Origin of the sequence: Kitasatospora sp. NPDC059747 (assembly GCF_042732955.1) — a bacterium.
In the GTDB taxonomy this organism is placed as follows: Bacteria; Actinomycetota; Actinomycetes; order Streptomycetales; family Streptomycetaceae; genus Kitasatospora.
Map to the genome: position 1 here is coordinate 1 of NZ_JBHWGV010000083.1, position 19,737 is coordinate 19,737.

General features: G+C 72.5%; 15 protein-coding genes and 2 pseudogenes. 12 read left to right on the top strand and 5 right to left on the bottom strand.

Annotated elements, in window-relative coordinates; translation table 11 throughout:
• Positions 1–29: 29 nt before the first annotated feature.
• Positions 30–494 (bottom strand): hypothetical protein, encoded by a 465-nt coding sequence (locus ACFV4G_RS29935; RefSeq protein ID WP_380445245.1) that lies wholly within the window; start codon positions 492–494, stop codon positions 30–32.
• Positions 495–639: 145 nt separating this feature from the next.
• Here ACFV4G_RS29935 and ACFV4G_RS29940 point away from each other — a divergent pair, with 145 nt between their 5' ends.
• The 5 genes from ACFV4G_RS29940 (at position 640) to ACFV4G_RS29960 (ending at position 3,942) form a co-directional block, all read left to right on the top strand.
• On the top strand, positions 640–990 hold the full coding sequence (locus tag ACFV4G_RS29940; protein ID WP_380445246.1) for a hypothetical protein: 351 nt from the start codon (positions 640–642) through the stop codon (positions 988–990).
• 238 nt (positions 991–1,228) lie between these two features.
• Positions 1,229–1,528: a PadR family transcriptional regulator gene (locus ACFV4G_RS29945; RefSeq protein WP_380445247.1), complete on the top strand. Its 300-nt coding sequence runs from the start codon at positions 1,229–1,231 to the stop codon at positions 1,526–1,528.
• Positions 1,525–2,307 carry a hypothetical protein gene (locus ACFV4G_RS29950; RefSeq protein ID WP_380445248.1) on the top strand — a complete coding sequence of 261 codons (783 nt, stop codon included), beginning with the start codon at positions 1,525–1,527 and terminating at the stop codon, positions 2,305–2,307. Before ACFV4G_RS29945 ends, ACFV4G_RS29950 begins: the two co-directional genes overlap by 4 nt.
• Positions 2,308–2,358: 51 nt before the next feature.
• Complete coding sequence (gene uppS, locus ACFV4G_RS29955) at positions 2,359–3,135, top strand: polyprenyl diphosphate synthase (RefSeq protein WP_380445249.1); 777 nt, start codon at positions 2,359–2,361, stop codon at positions 3,133–3,135.
• 21 nt (positions 3,136–3,156) lie between these two features.
• Positions 3,157–3,942 carry a class I SAM-dependent methyltransferase gene (locus ACFV4G_RS29960; protein WP_380445250.1) on the top strand — a complete coding sequence of 262 codons (786 nt, stop codon included), beginning with the start codon at positions 3,157–3,159 and terminating at the stop codon, positions 3,940–3,942.
• A 44-nt stretch (positions 3,943–3,986) separates the two neighbouring features.
• On the opposite strand, the gene ACFV4G_RS29965 is transcribed toward ACFV4G_RS29960, so the two are convergent.
• The 3 genes from ACFV4G_RS29965 to ACFV4G_RS29975 form a co-directional block, all read right to left on the bottom strand.
• Positions 3,987–4,976 (bottom strand): hypothetical protein, encoded by a 990-nt coding sequence (locus ACFV4G_RS29965; protein WP_380445251.1) that lies wholly within the window; start codon positions 4,974–4,976, stop codon positions 3,987–3,989.
• Between the two features lie 104 nt (positions 4,977–5,080).
• Positions 5,081–5,944 (bottom strand): alpha/beta fold hydrolase, encoded by an 864-nt coding sequence (locus ACFV4G_RS29970; RefSeq protein WP_380445280.1) that lies wholly within the window; start codon positions 5,942–5,944, stop codon positions 5,081–5,083.
• Positions 5,945–6,057: 113 nt separating this feature from the next.
• A complete protein-coding gene (locus ACFV4G_RS29975; protein WP_380445252.1) occupies positions 6,058–7,050 on the bottom strand; it encodes an alpha/beta hydrolase family protein in 993 nt (330 codons plus the stop codon).
• 211 nt (positions 7,051–7,261) lie between these two features.
• Between ACFV4G_RS29975 and ACFV4G_RS29980 the strand changes: the two genes are divergently transcribed.
• The 6 genes and pseudogenes from ACFV4G_RS29980 to ACFV4G_RS30005 all read left to right on the top strand — a co-directional run.
• Complete coding sequence (locus ACFV4G_RS29980; protein ID WP_380445253.1) at positions 7,262–7,855, top strand: TetR/AcrR family transcriptional regulator; 594 nt, start codon at positions 7,262–7,264, stop codon at positions 7,853–7,855.
• Positions 7,856–8,117: 262 nt separating this feature from the next.
• A complete protein-coding gene (locus ACFV4G_RS29985; RefSeq protein ID WP_380445254.1) occupies positions 8,118–10,310 on the top strand; it encodes a M60 family metallopeptidase in 2,193 nt (730 codons plus the stop codon).
• A gap of 118 nt (positions 10,311–10,428) precedes the next feature.
• Positions 10,429–11,991, top strand: coding sequence for an immunity 49 family protein (locus ACFV4G_RS29990; protein ID WP_380445255.1), 1,563 nt, complete (start codon positions 10,429–10,431; stop codon positions 11,989–11,991).
• 219 nt (positions 11,992–12,210) lie between these two features.
• The gene (locus ACFV4G_RS29995) at positions 12,211–13,833 is read left to right on the top strand and encodes a hypothetical protein (protein WP_380445256.1); all 1,623 of its coding nucleotides are present in this window, start codon (positions 12,211–12,213) and stop codon (positions 13,831–13,833) included.
• Between the two features lie 95 nt (positions 13,834–13,928).
• A complete protein-coding gene (locus tag ACFV4G_RS30000; RefSeq protein ID WP_380445257.1) occupies positions 13,929–14,501 on the top strand; it encodes a DUF4240 domain-containing protein in 573 nt (190 codons plus the stop codon).
• A 197-nt stretch (positions 14,502–14,698) separates the two neighbouring features.
• A pseudogene (locus ACFV4G_RS30005) lies at positions 14,699–14,932 on the top strand (hypothetical protein); the annotation flags it as partial.
• 38 nt (positions 14,933–14,970) lie between these two features.
• Here the strand turns inward: ACFV4G_RS30005 and ACFV4G_RS30010 are convergent.
• Positions 14,971–17,910 (bottom strand): annotated as a pseudogene (locus ACFV4G_RS30010) (SdrD B-like domain-containing protein); the annotation flags it as partial.
• A 299-nt stretch (positions 17,911–18,209) separates the two neighbouring features.
• Here ACFV4G_RS30010 and ACFV4G_RS30015 point away from each other — a divergent pair.
• Positions 18,210–19,592, top strand: a complete 1,383-nt coding sequence (locus ACFV4G_RS30015) for a condensation domain-containing protein (protein WP_380445258.1) — start codon at positions 18,210–18,212, stop codon at positions 19,590–19,592.
• The last annotated feature ends 145 nt before the right edge of the window (positions 19,593–19,737 follow it).

Sequence of the window (19,737 nt, forward strand, 5' to 3'; positions counted from 1 at the left end):
GACCGACGATCGGCCCGCGGCCCCTGTGCTCACGTCTCTCGGGCGACCGGCTTCGGGTAGATCCGGGCGGTGGTGAACAGCGGACGGTCCACGACGGTGACGGAGTGGACGGACCAGTCCGCGATGTCGCGCCCCGCGGGACGCATGCCGAGCCACTCCCGCGCCCAGCAGAACGGGCGGCGGCCGTAGCGCAGGACCTCCCGGCAGTGGTCGAAGGCGACGTCGACCGGCAGGCCGCCGTCGGCCAGGCCCCGGGCGCAGCCGGAGTCGAGGACGATGCCGCGCCCCATGAGGGCGCGGCTGGCGAGCCACAGTTCCTCGACGGTGCCGATCACGCGGCCGTCGGGGAGGGCGAGGGGCAGGGGCATGGTGGAGCGCGTGAGCGGCCGGCTGATCGGGACGGGCGCGATCATCGGTCGCTCCGGCGTCGTGGCGCGGTGGCCGAGGGGTGCGAGGACTCCCTGCCAGGCGGCGGCGGTGAGCGTTGGGGCCATGGCCGCACGGTAGGGCCGTCGACCGGCCGCGGGTGCGCATACGCGCCGCCGGCGGGAAACGGTGTGACCGGGCTTCCCCCGCTCGGCCGTGTCCCGCGGGCGGGTCGGCCCGGGAACCGTCGGCGCGCTGTCGCGTCCAAGCGGCATGAAGCCTTTCGAACGGGTCGCCGTCGCCGTGTTCGTCGCCGGGCTCTTCGCCGCCATCGCCACGATCGTCGGCTCCAGCGTCAGTCGCGGTCCGCACGAGGAGCCGCTGGGCAGCCCGCTCCTCTACGACCCGGTCGGGCACCGCCTGCACGCCAGGATCAGCTGCGGCAGCTCGCTCAAGGCGAAGGAGACCCGTAGTCAGGTGACGGTGACCTACTACCGGGCGCACCACGACCCGGGCCAGTTCTGCTCGGCGCCGGATCTCTCGGTGACGCTCCGGAGCCCGCTGGCCGGCCGCCGCGTCGTGGACGACGACTCGGGCGCGACCATCGTCGTGACCACCGAGTGACGGCCGGTCCGAGCCCGTCTCCGTGAAGCCGTTCCACCCCCGGCGACCAGGGCGCCGGCGCTGGGTGATCTTCGACGACCGGATCGTCCTCGCTCTCGCCCGACGCTCCTGCGAGGTCGTCTGAGCTGGCTGATCGTCAAATTACGGCGGGTGTCGCGATGATGAGCATCGCTTACTACGTGGCACGTAGTTCGCGGCGCGTAGTATGGTCCTCCGTCAGATCGGAAGGAGCGACGACATGCAAGCCAACGACGCCCAGACGCTGGTGCTCTGCGCGCTGGCCGACGGGCCCCTGCACGGGTACGCCGTCAACGCGGCGATCGAGGAGCTGACGGGGGAGCGGCTGGGTCCCGGCAGCCTGTACGGGGCGCTGGCCAGGCTGGAGTCGAAGCGGCTGGTCGAGCCGCTCGACGGGCAGGGGCGCCAGCGGCCGGTGCAGTTGACGGCCCTCGGTCGCGAGGTGCTGGAGCGCGAACTGCGCGCCATGGCCCGGGTCGCGGACGCGGGACTCCGGCGACTGGGGGTGAACCCCGCGTGAGCGTCGTCGCCCGAGGCCTGGTCAGGCTCTACCCGGACGCGTTCCGCGAACGCTGGGGTTCGATGGTGGAGGACGAGGCCCGCGGCGCGGGCTGGAAGTCCTGGCCCAACCTGATCGCGGGCATCGCCGACATGTGGCTGCACCCGGCGGTCTGGCCCGCCGACTCACCCGCGCAGCGCCAGCGGCGGGTGGCCACGATGGGCATCACGGTCGCCCTCGCCGCCTGGTTCCTCGGCCACCTGGCCGCCGAACAGGCCGACTCGCTCCCCGCCGTCGGCGTCCGGGAGGCGGTCATGCAGGGCTGCACCACGCTGCTGCTGCTCGGCATCGCCCTGGTCGCACCCCGCCCCCGGCCCACGCCGGGCGCCGCGATCACGCTGCTGGGCTGGGCGGTCCGCCGCCTCGCCGCACCGACACTGCTCGGCACCGCCGTCGTCATCCTGGTGCACAGCGGTGTCGACGCGGACGCCTCGCCGCCCACCCTGCGCACCGCCGTGCTCGCCGCCTGGTGGATCGCCCTCGGCCTCGGCGCCGTCCAGATCCCGCGGATCTTCACGGGTGTCGGCGCGGACGCCGTCGTGCCACCCGGCACCGGCCGCCTCCGGGCCGGCGTGTGGACCCTCGCCGGCGCCAGCGCCACCGGTGGCGCCACCATCCTCGGCGTCTCGCTCACCGGCCTCCACCTGCTCGGCGTCGGCATCGGCGCAGGCCTGCTGCTCCTGACGGGGGTGTGCGCCGGCACCCTGCGCGATCTGCGCGACCTGCCACCGGCGTCGTGATCCGGTGCCGCGTCCGGCCTCGACCGCGCTCCACTCCAACCCACTCGGACGGTGCCCATGCCCGACCTGCTCCGCTCCCTCTACACCCGCCGGCTGCGCCGCGAGGTCATGGCGGGCCCACTGCCCCGGCACGTCGGGCTGATCATGGACGGCAACCGCCGCTGGGCCCGGCAGATGGGCATGGCCGACCCGAGCCTCGGGCACAAGGCCGGCGCCGACCACGTCGAGGAGGTGCTCGCCTGGTGCGAGGGCCTGGGGATCGACCACGTCACGGTCTTCGTGTGCTCGACCGAGAACCTCCAGCGCCGAGGCGACGCCGAAGTCGCCTACCTGATGGGGCTGATCGAACAGGTGGTCACCGACCGCCTCACCCGACCGGACGCCCGCTGGCAGGTGCACCTCGCCGGCCTGACCGACGCCCTGCCCGACAGCACCGCCCGCGCCCTCAAGGAGGCCGTCGAGGTCACCCGCACCTGCACCACCGGTGCCCACGTCACCCTGGCCGTCGGCTACGGCGGCCGCCAGGAGGTCGTCGACGCCGTGCGCGACCTCATGTACGCGCGGGCCGAAGGCGGCGCCTCGCTGACCGAGGTCGCCGACGCGCTGACGGTCGACGACATCGCCCCGCACCTGTACACCGCCGGACAGCCGGACCCCGATCTCGTCATCCGGACCAGCGGCGAACAGCGGCTCTCCAACTTCCTGCTCTGGCAGAGCGCTTACTCGGAGCTGTACTTCTGCGAGGCCTACTGGCCCGCCTTCCGCGAGGTCGACTTCCTGCGCGCCGTCCGCAGCTTCGCCGCCAGGCAGCGGCGCTACGGCGGCTGAGCATCCACCGATGGGGGACCGATGAAGAACCCTTCCAGCACCACTCCGCCGCTCTACGACTCGATCGGGGCCGGCTACCGCGACACCCGCCGTCCCGACCCGAGGCTGGCCGCACTCATCGGCCGGGCCCTCGCCGGAGCCCGCACCGTGGTCAACGTGGGCGCCGGAACCGGCTCCTACGAACCGGCGGACGCCGACGTCACGGCGGTCGACCCGTCCCGGGTCATGCTCGACCAGCACCCCGGCGCGACGAAGGTGCGGGCCGCCGCCGAGCACCTCCCGTTCGCCGACGGGCGGTTCGACGCGGCGATGGCGGTCATGACCGTGCACCACTGGCCCGACCTGGAAGGCGGGCTGCGGGAACTGCGCCGCGTGTCCCGACGCCAGGTGGTCTTCACCTGGGACCCGGAGCACCGCCCGGAACTGTGGATGATCAGCGACTACCTGCCGCAGATCCGCGAGCTGGAGCACGCCCGGTTCACACCGCTGTCGACGGTCGCCGAGACGCTCGGCGCACACACGGTGCTCCCGTTCCCGATCCCGCACGACTTCACCGACGGCTTCCAGATCGCCCACTGGCGCCGCCCCGAACGCTTCCTGGACCCCGTCGTCCGGCGGGCCAGCTCCACCTTCGCCCAACTCCCCGCAGACGTCGTCGAACCGGCGATCGCCAGACTGCGCGCCGACCTCGCCTCCGGCGCCTGGTCCCGCCGCTACGGCCACCTGCTCGCCCGCGACAGCGTCGACTACGGCTACCGCCTGCTGATCGCCGGCGGCGAGCCCCCGGATCCGGGGGACCTCGCATAGTGCCCCGACGTGCAGATCCGGAAGAGGAAGTCGTGCCGCTCGGGTCACTGGCAGTTCTGCACGTGCGGGTGGTCGTAGGAGGCCGTGCACACGTACAGCTGCAGGGCGCCGCTGCGGCCGATGTCGAGCTGCGTCGCGTTGGCGGGGCCGAGGGAGTGCAGGCCGGTGTAGCCCGCGTCCTCCAGCGGCTGCCAGCTTCCGCTGCCGCCGTCCCACTCGCTCCCGTCGATGGTCAGCAGCGGCCGGACGTCCGAGCCGCACTCGGCGCAGGCCATGGGGAACGGATCGGAGAAGCTCCACGGTGCGTGGCCGCCGACCTTGCAGCCCGGGGCGACGGCGAGGTCGTACTGGTAGACGAGGCCGTGCCGGTCCTCCCAGGCGACGAGCCGCTCCGCCAGGTCGTCCGGGAGCTCGTGCGGTGCCGGGTACTCGGTGACCGTCTCGGGGTGCAGGACGCACGCCTCGGGCAGGTAGTGGTCGTTGCCGATCACGGACGGCTGCGGGGCCGCGGTGAGCGGGTCGGTCACGTCGGCGGCGCTCCGCCAGCGCAGTTCGGTGCGGGGCAGGTAGTCGTCGTGGTCGAACGGGCACCAGAGCACCTGCAGCAGGTCGGTGCCCTCCGGGCGCGGAAGGCCGGGTACGTCCGCCGCGTCGAGCTGGGCCACCGGGACCATCGGGACCGGGCCGTCCTGGGGAATCCGCTCCCGGTCGCCGATGCGGTCGACCGTCGCGCGCTCGTCCGGGGTGAGCAGGTCGGCGCCGTCCTCCCGGGGGCGGTGCCACGCCTCGGCGAGGATGCGCCGCCGCAGCCGCACGTCCTCGGGCGAGGAGCCGACGTACGAGGGGCCGGTGTGCTCCGGGCAGGTCGGCCACGGCTCTCGCGCGGGCCACAGCAACGGGCCGCCGATCGAACTGTCCGCGGCGGTCGGCCGGCCCGCGCGGGGGTGGAGCCGTACGGTCGTACGGGCCAGCGGCGTGAGCTCGGGGAAGTGCACGGTGACATCGACCGGGCGCGGCGGAGTGGTGCGGCTCATGGACGAGACGATAAACGCCGGAGGCCGCCCGTCCGCGCGGGGGTTCGCACGGTGGACGGCCTCTGGGTTTCGGCAGCGGGGAGTTCGGAGACCCGCTGCCCCCGTCACGAACCGGCGGGAAGGAGTGCGACGAGCTCGCCCAGGACGCGGGCCGCCGGGGCCGGGTCGACCAGCCACTTGAGGTGGCTGCTGGTGAGCGTGCGGACGTCGTACGGGTTGTCCGGCGTGAGTGCGTCGGCCTCGCGGATCATCCGGTCCTGGACGGCGAGCGGCAGGCTGGTGTCCTCGGTCAGCCGGACGTACGTCCTCGGGATCCGGCCCCACGTGTCGCGCCGGGCCCGGTCGTCCTCGGTGCCGGCGTCGAGGTTCTCGTCGGGCTGGAAGGTGTTGAGGAGGGCCATGAGCTCGTCGTCCGTGCCGTCGGCGAGGAAGGCCGCCTTGAAGCCCGCGAGGGCGCCCGGGTCGGCGGTGCGGAAGTTGGAGCGCAGCAGGCCCAGTTCGGCCGGGTTCGCGACCATCGCCGCGCCCATCGCCGCGAGGTCGACGGTGGCCATCTCGGGCTCGGCGTAGTAGGCCCCGACGGTGAGGTCGACGGGGGCCCACGAGGAGACGTAGACGATGCGGTCGATCAGGTCGGGCCGCTGGTTGGCCGCGACGGTGGCCGTCATGCCTCCGCGGCTGTGCGAGACGAGGATGACGGGCCCGTTCCGCTTGGCCCGCTCCAGTATCCCGATGAGTTGTGCGGCGTTGTCGGCGAGCGTCACGCCTTTGATGGCTCCGGGCTCGGTGGCGAGCGCTGCGAGGTCCTGCGGTGCCTGGTAGGCGCGCGGGTACGTCGCGGCGAACCCGTGGCCCGGAAGGTCGACGGCGACCGAACGGTGTCCGAGGAGGCCGAGTTCGGCCTGGAGCGGGGCGAAGGCGAAGGAGTTCGAGAAGGCTCCGTGAACCAGTACGAACGTCGGCTGCATCTGGTGGTGACTCACTTTCAGGTCCTCTGCGGCGTGGACCGCGCACGGGTCGCACGCGCGAACGGCCGTCCACGATCCGATGATTCAGAGTACTCAACGGAAGATCATCCGCACTACCCGCACGGTACGGCCTCCTTGGACTCGACGCTCCCGAGCGCGGCGGGGTCGGCGCCCAGCGCGTCGAGGGCGTCCGGCCAGGCGGTGTCGTCAGGGGAGAGTGCGGTGCGGAGGTAGGCCCACGTGAGGTGCCGGACCCCGGCGACCCGCTCGGGGTTCTCGTCGGTGGTCTCGGCGACGTCGTATCCCGAGATGCCGCCGAGGCCGTGTTCCGCGTCGAACAGGGTGAGCAGCGACTTGGGACCGGGGGAGAGGGTGTACGGGTCGGTGTGCCACTCGGGGCCGCGGACGGTCAGGTGGGTGGAGGCGTCCTTGTCGCCGGCGACGACGAGCGCGGGTGTCGTCATCGTGGAGAAGTCGGTGGTCAGGAAGAACGGGGCGGTGCGGGCGAAGGACTCGGTGATCGCGTCGCCGCCGCGGCCGGGTGCGGCGAGCAGCACGCCTGCCGTGATCCGGGGGTCGGCGAGGTTCACCTCCGTTCCGGTGTCCGGGTCGGTGAGCCGGGCGCCCAACAGCAGACTCGCGGTGTGCCCGCCCATGGAGTGGCCGGCGACGGCGATCTTGGTGTGGTCCAGACGCCCGGCGAGCTGCGGGACGGCGGCCTCGATCGCGTCGAGCCGGTCGAGGATGCGCGACATGTCCTCGGCCCGGGACCGCCAGTGGAGCGGTGCACCGGGGGTGTCGGGGTCGAGGGTGCCGCTGAGGGTCCGGGAGCTGAGGTGGGTCGGCTGGATGACGGCGAAGCCGTGGGCCGCCCAGTAGTCGGCGAGCGGGGCGTAGCCGTGCAGGGAGGAGAGGTGGTTCGAGGGGCCGTGGCCGTGCGAGATGAGGATGATCGGGAGGCCGGTGCCGGTGGTGGGCGCGGAGACGCGTACCTCCAGGTCGACGGCCCGGCCGGGAACCGGCAGCGTGACGGGGCTGACCGAGAGAACAGGGCTGACCGAGAGGCCGGGAGCGGCCGAGAGAACGGGAGTGGACGGTGAGCTCATGATGAGGTCCCTTCGATGGCTTCCCGCAGCCGGTCTCGTCGAGACAGCACGAGACAGCACGAGCGAGCGGGAGGCAGCGGCACAGCGCGCGGAAGCGGTCGGGAGCGTCGGCCCCGCCTGGTGCCGTGGCACTAGACTGAAACCGGAACGCGGTTCCGATTCAGGATGCGGAACGTGGTTCCGTTTTGTCAACGGCCGTCGGGAGGAAGACGTGGAACCCATCGCAAGCCCGTCCGGGGAGCCGCCCGCCCGCGGCAGGCGCGCCGACGCGCTGCGCAACCGGCAGACGCTGCTCGACGCCGCCGCCGAGGTGTTCGTCGCGTCCGGCGTCGACGCGCCGATCCGGGAGATCGCGGCCAGGGCGGGCGTCGGGACGGGCACGGTCTACCGCCACTTCCCGACCCGGGCGGACCTCGTCGTCGCCGTCTACCGCCACCAGGTGGAGGCCTGCGCCGAGGCCGGCCCGAGCCTGCTGGCTTCTACCGGCTCGCCCTTCGCGGCGCTGCGCCGGTGGATCGACCTCTTCGTCGACTTCCTGGTCACGAAGCACGGGCTCGCGGGCGCGTTGCAGTCGGACAGCGGCGGCTTCGCGGCGCTGCACGAGTACTTCCTCGACCGCCTGCTGCCCGTCTGCACGCAGCTGCTCGACGCCGCGGCCGCCGCGGGGGAGATCCGGCCCGGCACGGAGGCCTACGAGCTGATGCGCGGTGTCGGGAACCTCTGCATCGGCCACGACGGCGACCCGCGCTACGACCCCCGCCGCCTGGTCGACCTGCTCCTCCGGGGATTGGCACACCCGGCCTGATCCGGTGTCAGCTCGGGGGTGCCGTCCACTTCTGGGTCGCCGTCCCGGTGCAGGTCCGGATCTGGACCCCCGCCCCTCGCCCGTCGCCGCCCTGCCGAACCGCCCGCCCGATCACCGGTACGGCCCCCTGCGTCCTACGAATGACCGGCCATCGGTCGCCGACCGTAACCGATCATGCTTCTCTGCTCGCAGAGAGTTCCGGCCGCGCTGCGCGGAGCCGGACCGCGCGATCGCGCACCCGGACGACAGAGAGGTGGACGCCGTGCTGGCAGGAGTCGGACGCTGGGGCGGGAGGGGCGCGTGTGCCGCGCTCGGCGCCCTGCTGGCGGTGGTCGGCGCGGCTCCGCTCGCCCCGGCGCGGGCGCAGACCGGGACCGACGTCACCGTCACGGCGAGCGGGCCGGCCAAGGCCGCCGTCGGGGAGTCGATCACCTACGGCGTCAAGGTGACGGGCAGCGGCATGCGCACCGAGGACACCACGCTGACGTTCCGTCTGCCCGACGAGGTGGACTTCGTGTCGGTGGACGGACGGTCGTGCGCGGCCACCGCCGACCGGCGCGGCGTGGTGTGCGCCTACGGGGTGCGGCAGGGCGGCACGTTCGGGCAGCCGGACATCACGGTGCGGATCAAGGACTCCGTCGCGGTCGGCACCCGGATCACCGCCCGCTTCACCACGAGCTACCGCCTGGGCGGCACGCGCTACGACGGCGGGGAGGCGAGCGTGGTCACCGAGGCGGTCCCGGGTGGTCTGACGTGCCCGGTGGTGCAGGACGCCGGGCTCTTCCCGCAGCCGCGTACGCAGGCCTTCCCCGCCCTGCCGACCTCCGCCGCCGAACGGGACCGGCTGCAGATCCGTCAGGCGCTGGCGGACGTGCAGCCCACCGGGTTCTGCCTGCGCGCGAACCGGCCGGTCCAGGTGACGGTCACCGGCGGATCCCCGGACGCGACCGTGGAGCTGCAGGTCGGGACCTGGGCCCTGGTGGACCCGTACAGCCGCACCGGATACGGCACCTACACGGCGAGCCAGTCCCCGCCGCGGTCCTACCGGCTGCAGCCCGGCGAGAACCGGATCGGCGACCCCTCTGGCGGGATCCTCTACGTGCGCCACACGGCCGACTCGCCCGCGAACGCCCCCTCCGTCACGGTGACGCTCGACGACGGCACGGCCGTCCAGCCGATCCCGCACTTCGACCGGCAGAGCACCACCAACGCCCAGTGGCAGCGCATGCTGGGCGCCACCACGGCGACCGGTCCGGTCGAACTGGTCGGCGACCACGTCGTCATCGCGGGGATGCAGGAGTCCGCCCTGCGCTACGCGGGCGAGAGCCAGGACGAGCTCCTGGACACCTACGAGCAGATCCTCCGCGCGGAGGACGACCTCGCGGGCCTGGACGGCTCCACCGCCCGCGACACGCGCTCGCCGCTGCGCTTCCTCGCGGTCGAGAGCCCGTCAGGCACGAACCCCAACGCGACCTACTACCGGATCGCGATGCCCGGCAACCGCGACGGCGTCCTCTACTCCGCGACCGAGGCGGCGAACAGCTGGGGCCTGTTCCACGAGTTCGGGCACCAGCACCAGCAGCGGTGGACCTGGGGCGCCGGCCAGGACACCAACAACATGGGCGAGGTCACGGTCAACCTCTACTCCATGGCCGCGGACCGGCAGTTCGGGCACACCACCAACGGATGGGCGGACGAGACCACCTGGGCCCCGGGCCGGGACTACCTCGCCCAGTCGGCCCGCGACTTCGCCACCGCGCCGAACAAGGCGCAGTTCGACATGTTCGCCCAGCTGGACAAGGCGTTCGGCCCGGATTTCTACCCGGCGCTGCACCGGCGGATGCGGGCCGAGCGGCCGGACCTGGCCGACACCGACCGGCAGATGCGCTGGTTCACCGTGACCGCCTCCCGGATCGCCGGAGCCGACCTGAGCGACCACTTCGCCGACCGGTGGGGCCTGCCGCTGAGCCGGGAGACCCTGGCCGCCCTGGCCGCACTCGGCCTCCCCAAGCCCACCACCGACCCGAGCACCGTCGCCGCCTTCACGGGGAAGAAGGACACCCGTACCGAGATCGTCCGCTTCACCAACCGCACCGGCACGGCCCTGAACCGGTCGTCGCTCGACCTCCGCGACGGCACCTGGGCCCGGACACCGGCGGAGCGGATCCCCAACGGTCGGACCGCCGTCCTGCGGGTGACCACCAGCGGGGGCATCGACGGCACCGCCGGCTACACGCTGCCGGGCGCCGGCCAGGGCGGATTCACCTACCGCAGCCCGGAGTTCAGCGCGAACAACTACGCGGTCAGCACCGGTCAGGGCATCAAGGTCACCGTGAACGACCAGGACCAGAACACCCGCACCACCCCGCCCGGCACCTCCCTCGACAGCTACACCAGCACCGTCCTGGGCAAGGGCGACGACCCCACCGTCTGGGTCACGTACGAACGCGCGTGACCGGCGTCCGCGGGGCCGGAGCGATCGAGCCGTCCCCACACTCCGGCCCGGGGGCGGTGTCAGTCCCCGCTGGTAGCGTGCCGTTCGGCAGTGAAGATCAACAGGAGGGGCGGCAGCGGTGCGGGAGATCACGCGTCACGCGGTCGACGGGCAGCGGGTTGCCGAAGCGCTGGACGGCATCGTCAGGCGGACCAACCACCGGCAGTACGAGATGTGGCGGGAGGGCCCGTCCCCGGAGCGGATGCTGGCGCTGCGCGACGAGCTCCTCGACCACGTCGCCGCCCGTACGGTCGAGCACCCGGTCCAGGAGGAGGCCCCTTCCGGACTGGTCCTGCGGACGGCGGCGGAGATGGCCCTGGGGGCGCTGAGCGTCGGCTGCTTCCCGGACGGCGACCAGGAGATCCTCTTCCCGCTCATCGACGAGAAGTTCACCAACGGCGACGTCTCCTTCGGCGCCGTCGCCGAGCGGGCCCCCACGGCCCGGACGTGGCTCGACGCATTCGAGATATGCCTGGTCAGCGGGCTGCTGTGGGAGCGGGAGCGCGTCATCGGACTGCTGCTGCGGTGCGACTACGCGCCGGCGATCCGGGACGGCGTGCCGTACTCGCGGCTGACGTCGGTGTCGGACCCGGCGGACCTCGCCGCGATGGACGCGCTGTGCCCCTACCTGGCCGAGGCGAGTGGGCACCTGCCCGCCGACTGGCCCGCGGTGACCCTGCGCAAGCCGGAGCCGGACGAGCTCGCCGCGGCGGCCGGCCGGCTGGACGCCGTCGCCTCCCTGACGGCGGACCAGCGCCTGCTGCGCGTCCTCCTCGACGACGACCGGCCCGCGTTCGAGCAGGCCCTGGCGGCGCGGCTCGTCGAGTACCGGGAAGGCCTGGACGCCGATCCGGCCCCGCGGACCCTGCTGCCGCTCGGCATCCTGGCCCCGGCCGCCCTCGCGGTCCAGGTGCACGGGTGGGCGCTGGAGGTGCGGTCCGACTACCTGTCGGCCGATCCGCCGGCTTCGCCGCCGGCGCCCCGGCGCGAGCCCGACGGCGGGTCCGAGGACCCGCTGGGCAGCGTGTACCTGCGGCTGGTCGCCGAGGAGTCGATCCCGGCCGAGGCGCGGGAGCAGTTCGGCTACCTGCGCCCGCTGGCCACGGACCTCCTGGTGGGCATCGCCCTGGACACCCCGGAGAGCATCCGCGTCCTCGACGACCGCGACGTGGCCCTCGTCGACCGGCACGTCCTTGAGGCCGCCGCGCGCACCAACCTGCTGAACTCCCCTGTCGACTACGACACGTACGACCTGCCCGACGGTGCGGTCCTCCACATCCTGGGCCACCCCGAGTCGGTGTTCGCCGCCAGCAAGCTGCTCGTCTTCGAGGAGACGGTACGCGCCGCCGACGGCCCGGCGATCCCGGCCGAGGGCGTGCTGGTCGTCGTCCCGAACCGGCACAACCTCGTCTTCTACCCGCTCGCCGACGAGCACGTGGGCGAGGCCGTCAACTCGCTGGCCCAGTTCGCGTTCGGCGCCTACGAGGACGGCCCCGGGCGCCTCTCGCCCCGGGTGTTCTGGTGGCGGGCCGGCACCCTGACGTGCATCACCGCCTTCGAACCCGAGAGCCGGACGATGAGCATCTCCCCGCCCGACGAGCTCATGACCATCATGCGCCGTCTGGCCGGAGCGGCCGGCTGAGGGCGAGAGGCCGCGGCGCTGCCGGGTCCGTCGGCACTGCTCGCCCGCCGGGCCGGGCCTCGGCAGGCCCGGCCGGGTGATCGTCCCGGCGTGGCGGCCGTGGCGGCCGTGGCCGCGCTGCGAGCCTGGTCGGCGGCCTGGCGTCGGACGATCCGGACGCCGGTTCGCCGATCCGACCCGGTTCGCCGATCCCACCCGATGAGCCCGAGGAGCCCCGCCTTGCCGCACCGGTTGTCCGTTCCCCGGCTGACGGCCCTCGTCGTGGCCCTGCTCCTCGGGCTCTGCGCCTGTTCCAGCTCCGGGCCGGTCTCGCGCCAGGCCGATGCGCACGCGAGCTCCCCGCCCGCCGACGTGGTGGCCGCGGGCGGTCCGCTGGTCGGCGACCCCGCCCTCGTCCCCGGCGAGCAGTCCTGCGCGGCCGCGGAGGGCAACGCCCCGTGGTACCCGACCATCGCCGCGTTCGAGGTCCACGACTCCAACCGGACACACCTGTACGCGTGCGCGCACTTCGCGGGCGCCCCGTCGAACAACCAGGTCTACGCCTACGGTTCGCAGCAGGTCTACGCCACGCCGTACAACATCGTGGACCGCGGGCCCGACGAGCTCTACGTCTACGGCGGCGGCTACGGCGACAACCCGGCCGCGTCCGGCTCGTTCGTCTCGCGGGTCGAGCCGGGCACCTTCAACGAGGTCTGGCGGCGCGTGCTCATCAACACCAACGCCACCGACGAGTGGGACTACCCGGGCGTCCTGAACGTCCTGTCGGACGGCAGCCTGGTGGTCGTCTACGGCTACCACATCGCCCGGATCGACCCGGCGACCGGCGCGGTCCTCGCCCGCACGACCCTCCCCACCGGGGACTCGGCCCCGCGCGACACCGCGTACAACGGCTACGACGCGCTGCCCGACGGGACGATCGTCGCGAAGACCGTCAACCGGCAGCCCGGATGCACCGAACAGGGCTTCAGCGCCTTCCTCAACTGCCCCGACCCGACGGCCGTGCCGCCCTCGATCATGGTGGCGATCGACCCGAAGAGCCTCCAGGTGCTCTCCCAGGTCACGCTGCCGGAGATGATGGGCGGGCGCATCACCACGTCGACGCTGAACGGGACGCAGGAGATCTACCTGCCGGGCGCGACCAAGCTCTACCGCTACGCGTACCGGAACAACGCCTTCACCCCCGACCCCACGTGGGGACCGGTGAGCTACCTCAAGGACGGGCAGACCGCCGCGTCCGCCATGGCCGTCATCAACGACTACGTCGTCGCGATGACCAACGGCGGGAAGCCGACCCCGACGCCGATGAGCGTCGTCGCCGTCTCCCAGAGCGACTCGACCAAGGTGGCGAACGTCCAGCCGTTCGCGAACAGCGGCAGCAAGAACAGCTTCATCCCGTCGATGGTCTCGGTCGACCCCGAGAACAACCGCGTCTACGCCATGGACGCGGGGGCGGGCAAGCTGGCCGGGATCGACCTGTCGAACGGCACGCTGTCGGTCGCGTGGACACAGGACCAGACGACCCTCAGCTTCACGACCCTGCTCGGGCCCAGGGACCAGCGCGTCCTGATCGGGACGGACATCCCGGTGAAGTTCTTCCAGGGGCTCAAGAAGTACGACACCGAGCAGGTGGTGTGGCGCAGGGCCCAGGACGGCGCCGAACTCGCCCGCTCCAGCCAACTCCCCAAGATGACCCAGGGGATCCTGGTCACGCCCGGCTACGCCGGACTCCAGTACTTCCTCACCGCGGACGGCCACGTCACCGGCCTCCAGGTGGCTCCGAAGCCCGCCTCGCCGGCGCCGTCGCCGTCCGCGTCGGGGAGCTCGACGAAGCCGGCGAGCTGATCGCCCGTAAGCCGTGTGCGGAATCACCGCACGCACGAATGGAAAGGGGGGAGGGAGGGAGCGGGCCCGAACGGGCGCCGCGCCTCCGACTGCCGATGGACGAAGACACTTGGTGGGCCTTGATCGAGGAGGCCCGCGCCGCGGTGGGCTCCCGGGCGGACGACCGGGACCCGCCGGACGATCCGCTTCCCGAAGCACTGACGGACGTGCTCGTCCGGCTGAGCCGGGAGGAGATCGTCGAGTTCGCCGTAAGACACGTCGAGGCACGGCAATCCGCCTATCGGTGGGAGCTGTGGGGAGCCGCCGACCTGATCGAGGGCGGGTGCAGCGACGACGGCTTCATGGACTTCCGCGACGGGCTCGTCCTCCTCGGGCGCGCGACGTTCACCCGGGCCCTGGCGGCCCCAGACACGCTCGCCGACCTTCCCGTGATCACCCGCATGAGCCGGGACGAGGCGGGCTGGATCGGCTACGAGTCGTTGAGCTACCCGATCGCGGACGCCTACCAGAGGATCACGGGCGAGACCGAATCCCTCGACGAGGGGATCGGTCGAGCCCTTGAGGACATGGCCCACCCCGAGGACCCGGCGGGCGAGCGATGGAAGTTCGATGACGACGAGGAGACGCGAAGCCGTCTCCCGAGACTCGCGGAGCTCTTTCTCGACTGAGACCGCCTATCGCTCCTGAAGGGCGTGAGCCGCGGTCAGCGGAACGCCGGTGGCGCCGTCCTGTGTGGGACGGCGCCACCGGCGTTGGTGTGGTGTTCGGTTGTTCACCGGTGGATCAGCTGTGCCTGCCCGGTCGGCGGTAGGCGATCAGGCACAGGGCGCCGCCGGCGAGGATGGAGAGGGCGCTGAGCCCCACGATGAGCGCGTTGGACGACGAGCCGCCGGTGGGAGGAAGCGGGCCGCTGCTCGACGACGACGAGGTGGGGGTGCGGGTCGGGCTCTTCGTCGGTGTCGGGCTGCCGGACGTGGACGTGGACGTGGTGGGAGAGGGCGAGGGCGTCGGCGTCGGGCTCGGCGAAACGGTGGGTGACGGGGAGGGCGACGGCGACGGGGAAGGCGACGGGGACGGGGACGGAGATGGTGAAGGCGACGGCGAAGGCGACGGGTTGGGCAGGATCACGCCCATGTCGAGGTCGAGGTCGCGCTGGCCGCCCCGGAGGGTGACCGTCTGGGTGAGGCCGGTGGTCTGGTCGGCGTCCGAGTCCTTGGCCGGGTCCGTCCCGGCGCCGCGCCTGGTGACGGTCGCGCCCTTCGGCAGGGTGGTCAGGTCGAACCGGACGGCGTAGCTGCCGTCGGGCAGCTTGTCGAACAGGTAGTGGCCGGTGGTGTCGGTCACCGTGGTGACCGGCTTGCCGTCCTTGTCGCGCACGGGCTGGCCGTTGCCGTCCAGCAGGTGCACCGTGACGCCGGGGATGCCGGGCTCACCGGGCTTCTGGATGCCGGAGCCGTCCAGGTCCTGCCAGACGAAGTCGCCGAGCGCGTTGTCGGAGGGGGCCACGCGCGTGACGGCGACGCCGACCTTGGCGGGTTCGGCGGGCAGCAGCTGCCGACCGGCCGCGTCGGTGGCGGTGAAGGCGAAGCTGTTCCACGCGTAGTCGCCCGCGGGGGCGTCGTAGGACGCGACCATCGGCCAGGTCAGCACGAAGGACGTGCCGGAGGCGAGGGTGCCGGCGCGGTGGACGCGGAACCACGTGGCCGTTCCGGGAGCGGGGAAGGCGGTGCTCCACACGGCCGCGCTGTTGCAGCCGTTCCGGGTGACGAGTGCGGTCTCGATGCAGGGGTTGGGGTCGGTGGTGTACTCGATGACCACGGTCGGGTCGCTGCTGGTGATCGGCTGGCTGAGGGACGGGGTCCAGGCGCTGCCGCGGGCGGCGCCCTGGGTGAGGACGTAGGTGTCGCCGGGGGTGGGGAGGCGGTCGTAGGCGATGAAGTCGGTGACCGGGTCGGGGGAGTCGTTGCGGACGGTCATGCGGTAGGAGATCCGGCCGCCGGGCGTGGCGGTGCCGATGCTGACGTAGTCGGCGTCGAGGTCGCCCTTGACCTCCTTGTAGGAGCGGAGCACCGAGGGCGCGTCCACGCGGATCCGGGAGGAGGCGTGGCACAGGAGCTCGGTGGTGTCGCCGTTGCCGTTGAGGTCCAGGAGGTCCGGGGTGCTGCCGCTGTCGGAGCCGGAGAACATGCACGAGACGGGGGCGTCGGGCCGGTCGACGGTCACGTAGACGTCGTTGGTGAGCTCGCCGGCGCGGATGCTGCCGGCCACCTGGACGTCGAAGAGCATCCGGTAGGCCAGCGCGTCGTGGAGGTACGTCATGTCCGGTGCGCCGGCGGGCCACTGCATCCTGAGGATCTGGCGGCCGTCGGGGCCGGGGGTCACCGTGATCGACTCGGGGGCCTTGGCGTCCGGGTAGTTCGGGTCGGGGCGGGCCGAGCCGTCGAGGTAGACGACGCCGGCGGGCAGCACGTCGTAGAGCACGAGCGGGCGGCCGAGGTCGCGGGCGCTGCGGTTGTAGGGGATGACCTGGAAGGTGGCCTTGCCGCCGGGGGCGGAGAGCTCACCGGCGACGGTGGTCTTGGCCGCGCCGAGGTTGGTGGCCTGGGTGATGGCGGTGGAGGCGCAGGCGTTGGCGGAGGCGTTGTCGGTGCCGTCTGTCGCGGTGGTGTCGACGCAGTTGGTCAGCCGGTCGGGTGCGGGGCGCCCGTCGTGGCCGGGGGTGGCGACCTGGGTGACCAGCTGCACCGAGTTGCCGGGGCTCCAGCCGGTGGGGATGGGGCCGTTCCAGGTGAACCTGAGGCCGTCCAGCCACCGTCCGGCCGGGATGCCCAGGTCGTCGCGGGAGGGGTCGCCCGCGCCCCGGACGAAGGTGATCCGTCGGTTGGTGGAGCCGTCGAACGGGCTGGACGGCGAGAAGGTGAGCCAGGTGGGGTTGCCATTGAGGCGGTACTGCAGGGTCAGCTCGATGCTGTTCGGGTTCCAGGGCTCCAGCTGGAGGGACTGCGGGAAGATCCAGTTGTAGAGGCCGTCGGTGGTGCCGGCGCCGGGGTCGGTGATGGTGAGGCTGCTCGCCGGGCCCGAGGTGTTGGTGGCCGAGAGGCCGAAGGAGTTGAGGTCGCCGTTGGTCGTGGTGTCGCGCCAGACCTTGCTCGCCGTCACCACCACGCCGGTGGCCGGCGGCCTGAACTGGCCCGTCGTGGTGGAAGCGGTGTCCAGCTTCCGCTCGCTCTCCGTCAGCGGGGCGCCGAGCAGGTCCACCGTGTTGTTCGAGGTGGTCCCGTTCGGGAAGTCGGCCTCGGGGTAGTGGACGACCAGCACGCCCGGCACGCGGCAGCCGCCGCGTCCGTTGCCGGAGGTGAACGCCCCGAGGTCGTAGCCCCACGTGTTCGGGCCCGGCGGCACCGGGGACCAGCCGGGCGAGCGGCCGGTGTCCACCACCGCGCCGGGCGGCAGGCTGTCGAGCAGGCGGCCGGTGTCCAGGTCGACGTTGGGCACGTTGTCGGTGGCGCAGGTGCTGAACTGGTAGGTGACGGTGCGTCCGTCGCTGCTGGAGGTCTGGATCCCCTTGGTCACCGTGTACTGCGGTTGCACGGCGGCCTTGGTGTCGGCCGTGGCGGTCTGCGAGGTCTCGCCGGTGGCGCTCATCGTGGCCGAGTTGGTGGAGGCGGCGCCGTTCGGGGTGGTGAAGTTGGGGTACTTCATCGTCACCGTGATGGTGGCGGTCGTGCCCGGACTCAGGTTCTTCAGCGTGATGTCCATCGTGCCGCCCATCGCGCCCGGGGCGGGGATGGTGGAGGCGGCCTCGTCCACCGAGGACGGGTCGGGCGTCCACCCGACGAACTGCATGTTCGACGGCAGGGTGTCGAGGATCCGACCGCCCGTGCACTCGGTGATCGAACACGTGTAGCGCAGGGTGTAGGTGACGTTCTCCCCGGGGGAGGCGGTCGCCTTGTCCACGCTCTTGGTGAAGGAGATCGCGGCCTGGGCCGGTGGCGCCAGCACGCTGCTGCTGAACAGCGAGCCCGCCACCAGGGCCAGGACGGAGGCGATCCGCCCGGTCCGGAAAGGAATACGCATGCCGAGCAGTTCATCCGATCGTCTGATCGATTGCTCCGACGGCGCGAGGGCGATCGGGGGCAATTCACCTGCTCAGCGGACGGGCGGGCCCGGATCACGGCACGGAGGGGACCGACCGGAGGGCCTCGGCCGCGCCCTGGCGACGGTCCGTCAGAGCGTCGCCCCCCGCGCCCGTCACTCGATCGGCCGGTGGCCGTATCCGATGACCGGGCGGGCCTGTTGGTATGGCATCGATTGGTAGGCCGGTGCGCGACTGCTTTGGACACCATCCGGCGACGACAGCTGCAGAAGAAGGCGGAATGCTCCAAATCTCAGTCGAGGACTCCGAGATCGACCCGGGGGAGGCCCATCGGTGGCACCTGGTGTCCCTGACCGGTGACGGCGGGCCCGCCCCGCGTCGGATGACCGGTTACAACCAGGCGAAACATTTCACCGTGGCGCAGCACGCCCAGAGCATCGACGAACCGATCCGGTCCTACGTCGCGGCCAGCTTCGAGCTCCCCGGCCGGGTGGACCCGGACGCGCTGGAAGGAGCGTTTCTCCACCTGGTGCGGCGTCACGAGGTGCTCCGGGCGGTCTACCAGCCGCTGGGCGGGGACCTGGGCTGCGAGGTCCTCACGCCCGACGAGGTGGCCCTCAAGCACGTCTACGTCGGCCCGTTGGAGACTCCCGCGGAGGTCACCGGGCACCTCCAGGGCGCGTTCCAGGAGGTGGACACGCTCGCCTGGCCGCTGATCACGATGGGTGCGGTCGTCCGGCCGGAGTCGACCACCGTCTGGTTCTCGTGCGACCACCTCGTCACCGACGGGCTCTCCAGCGCGATCGCGGTCAACGACCTCATCACGGCCTACCGGGACCTTGGCGCGGTCGAACCCGCGCCCGGCGCGGTCCAACCTCCTGGCAGCTACCTGGAGTTCAGCCGCACCCAGCGCCGGGCCAACCGGGCGATGAACGCCGACGACGCGCGGCTGGACTACTGGCGGGCGTTCCGCGACCGCAACGGCGGCCTGTTCCCGCGCTTCCCGCTCGACCTCGGGGTCCGGCCCGGCCGCCTGTACGCGCCGGTGGCGAGCACCGAACGGCTGCTGACCGCCCGCCAGACCGAGGAGTTCGGCGCCGCCTGCCGGGCCCGTGGCGGACGGCTGTCCATGGGGCTGCTCGCGGCCGGCGCGGTCGCCCTGCGCCGGCTGGGCGGGCCGGCGGAGTACCGCGGGCTGGTGCCGGTCAACGAACGGGGTCGGGGCGTCTACGCGGAGTCGATGGGGTGGTTCATCAACACCCTGCCGGTCGCGTTCCCGGTCGGGGAGCGGGCGGAGTTCGGCGAGGTGCTGGCCGCCGCCCAGGACGCCTACGGGCAGGCGCAGGCGAACGCCGGGGTGCACTTCGTGAAGGCGTGGCGGCTGCTCGCCCCGGCCGAGTACGCGCGACTGCACTACTGGCCGCACGCGGTGAACTTCTTCTCCTACATCGACTTCCGCCGACTGCCCGGCGCCGACCTGCACACCGCGCGGCGCGCTCGGATGCACGTCTGGGTGTCCGGCTGCAACGGGCTCCTGCACTGGCTGCACCGCACCGACGAGGGCCTGTTCGTCAACACCATCCACGTCGACACCCCGCAGGCCCGGGCCACCAACCGGTCGCTGCTGGACGGGCTCACCCGCGTGCTGACCGACGTCACCTGAGAACCGCGGCTAACGGTCCAGGACCGACAGCAGCACGTCCACCAGCCGCGCGGCCGCGTCCGGGCGGCCGTGGGCACGGGCCCCTCGCCGGATCACGGCGCGGCGGGCCCGGGCCGGGTGGCGCGGGACGGTCGTGTCCTGGTGG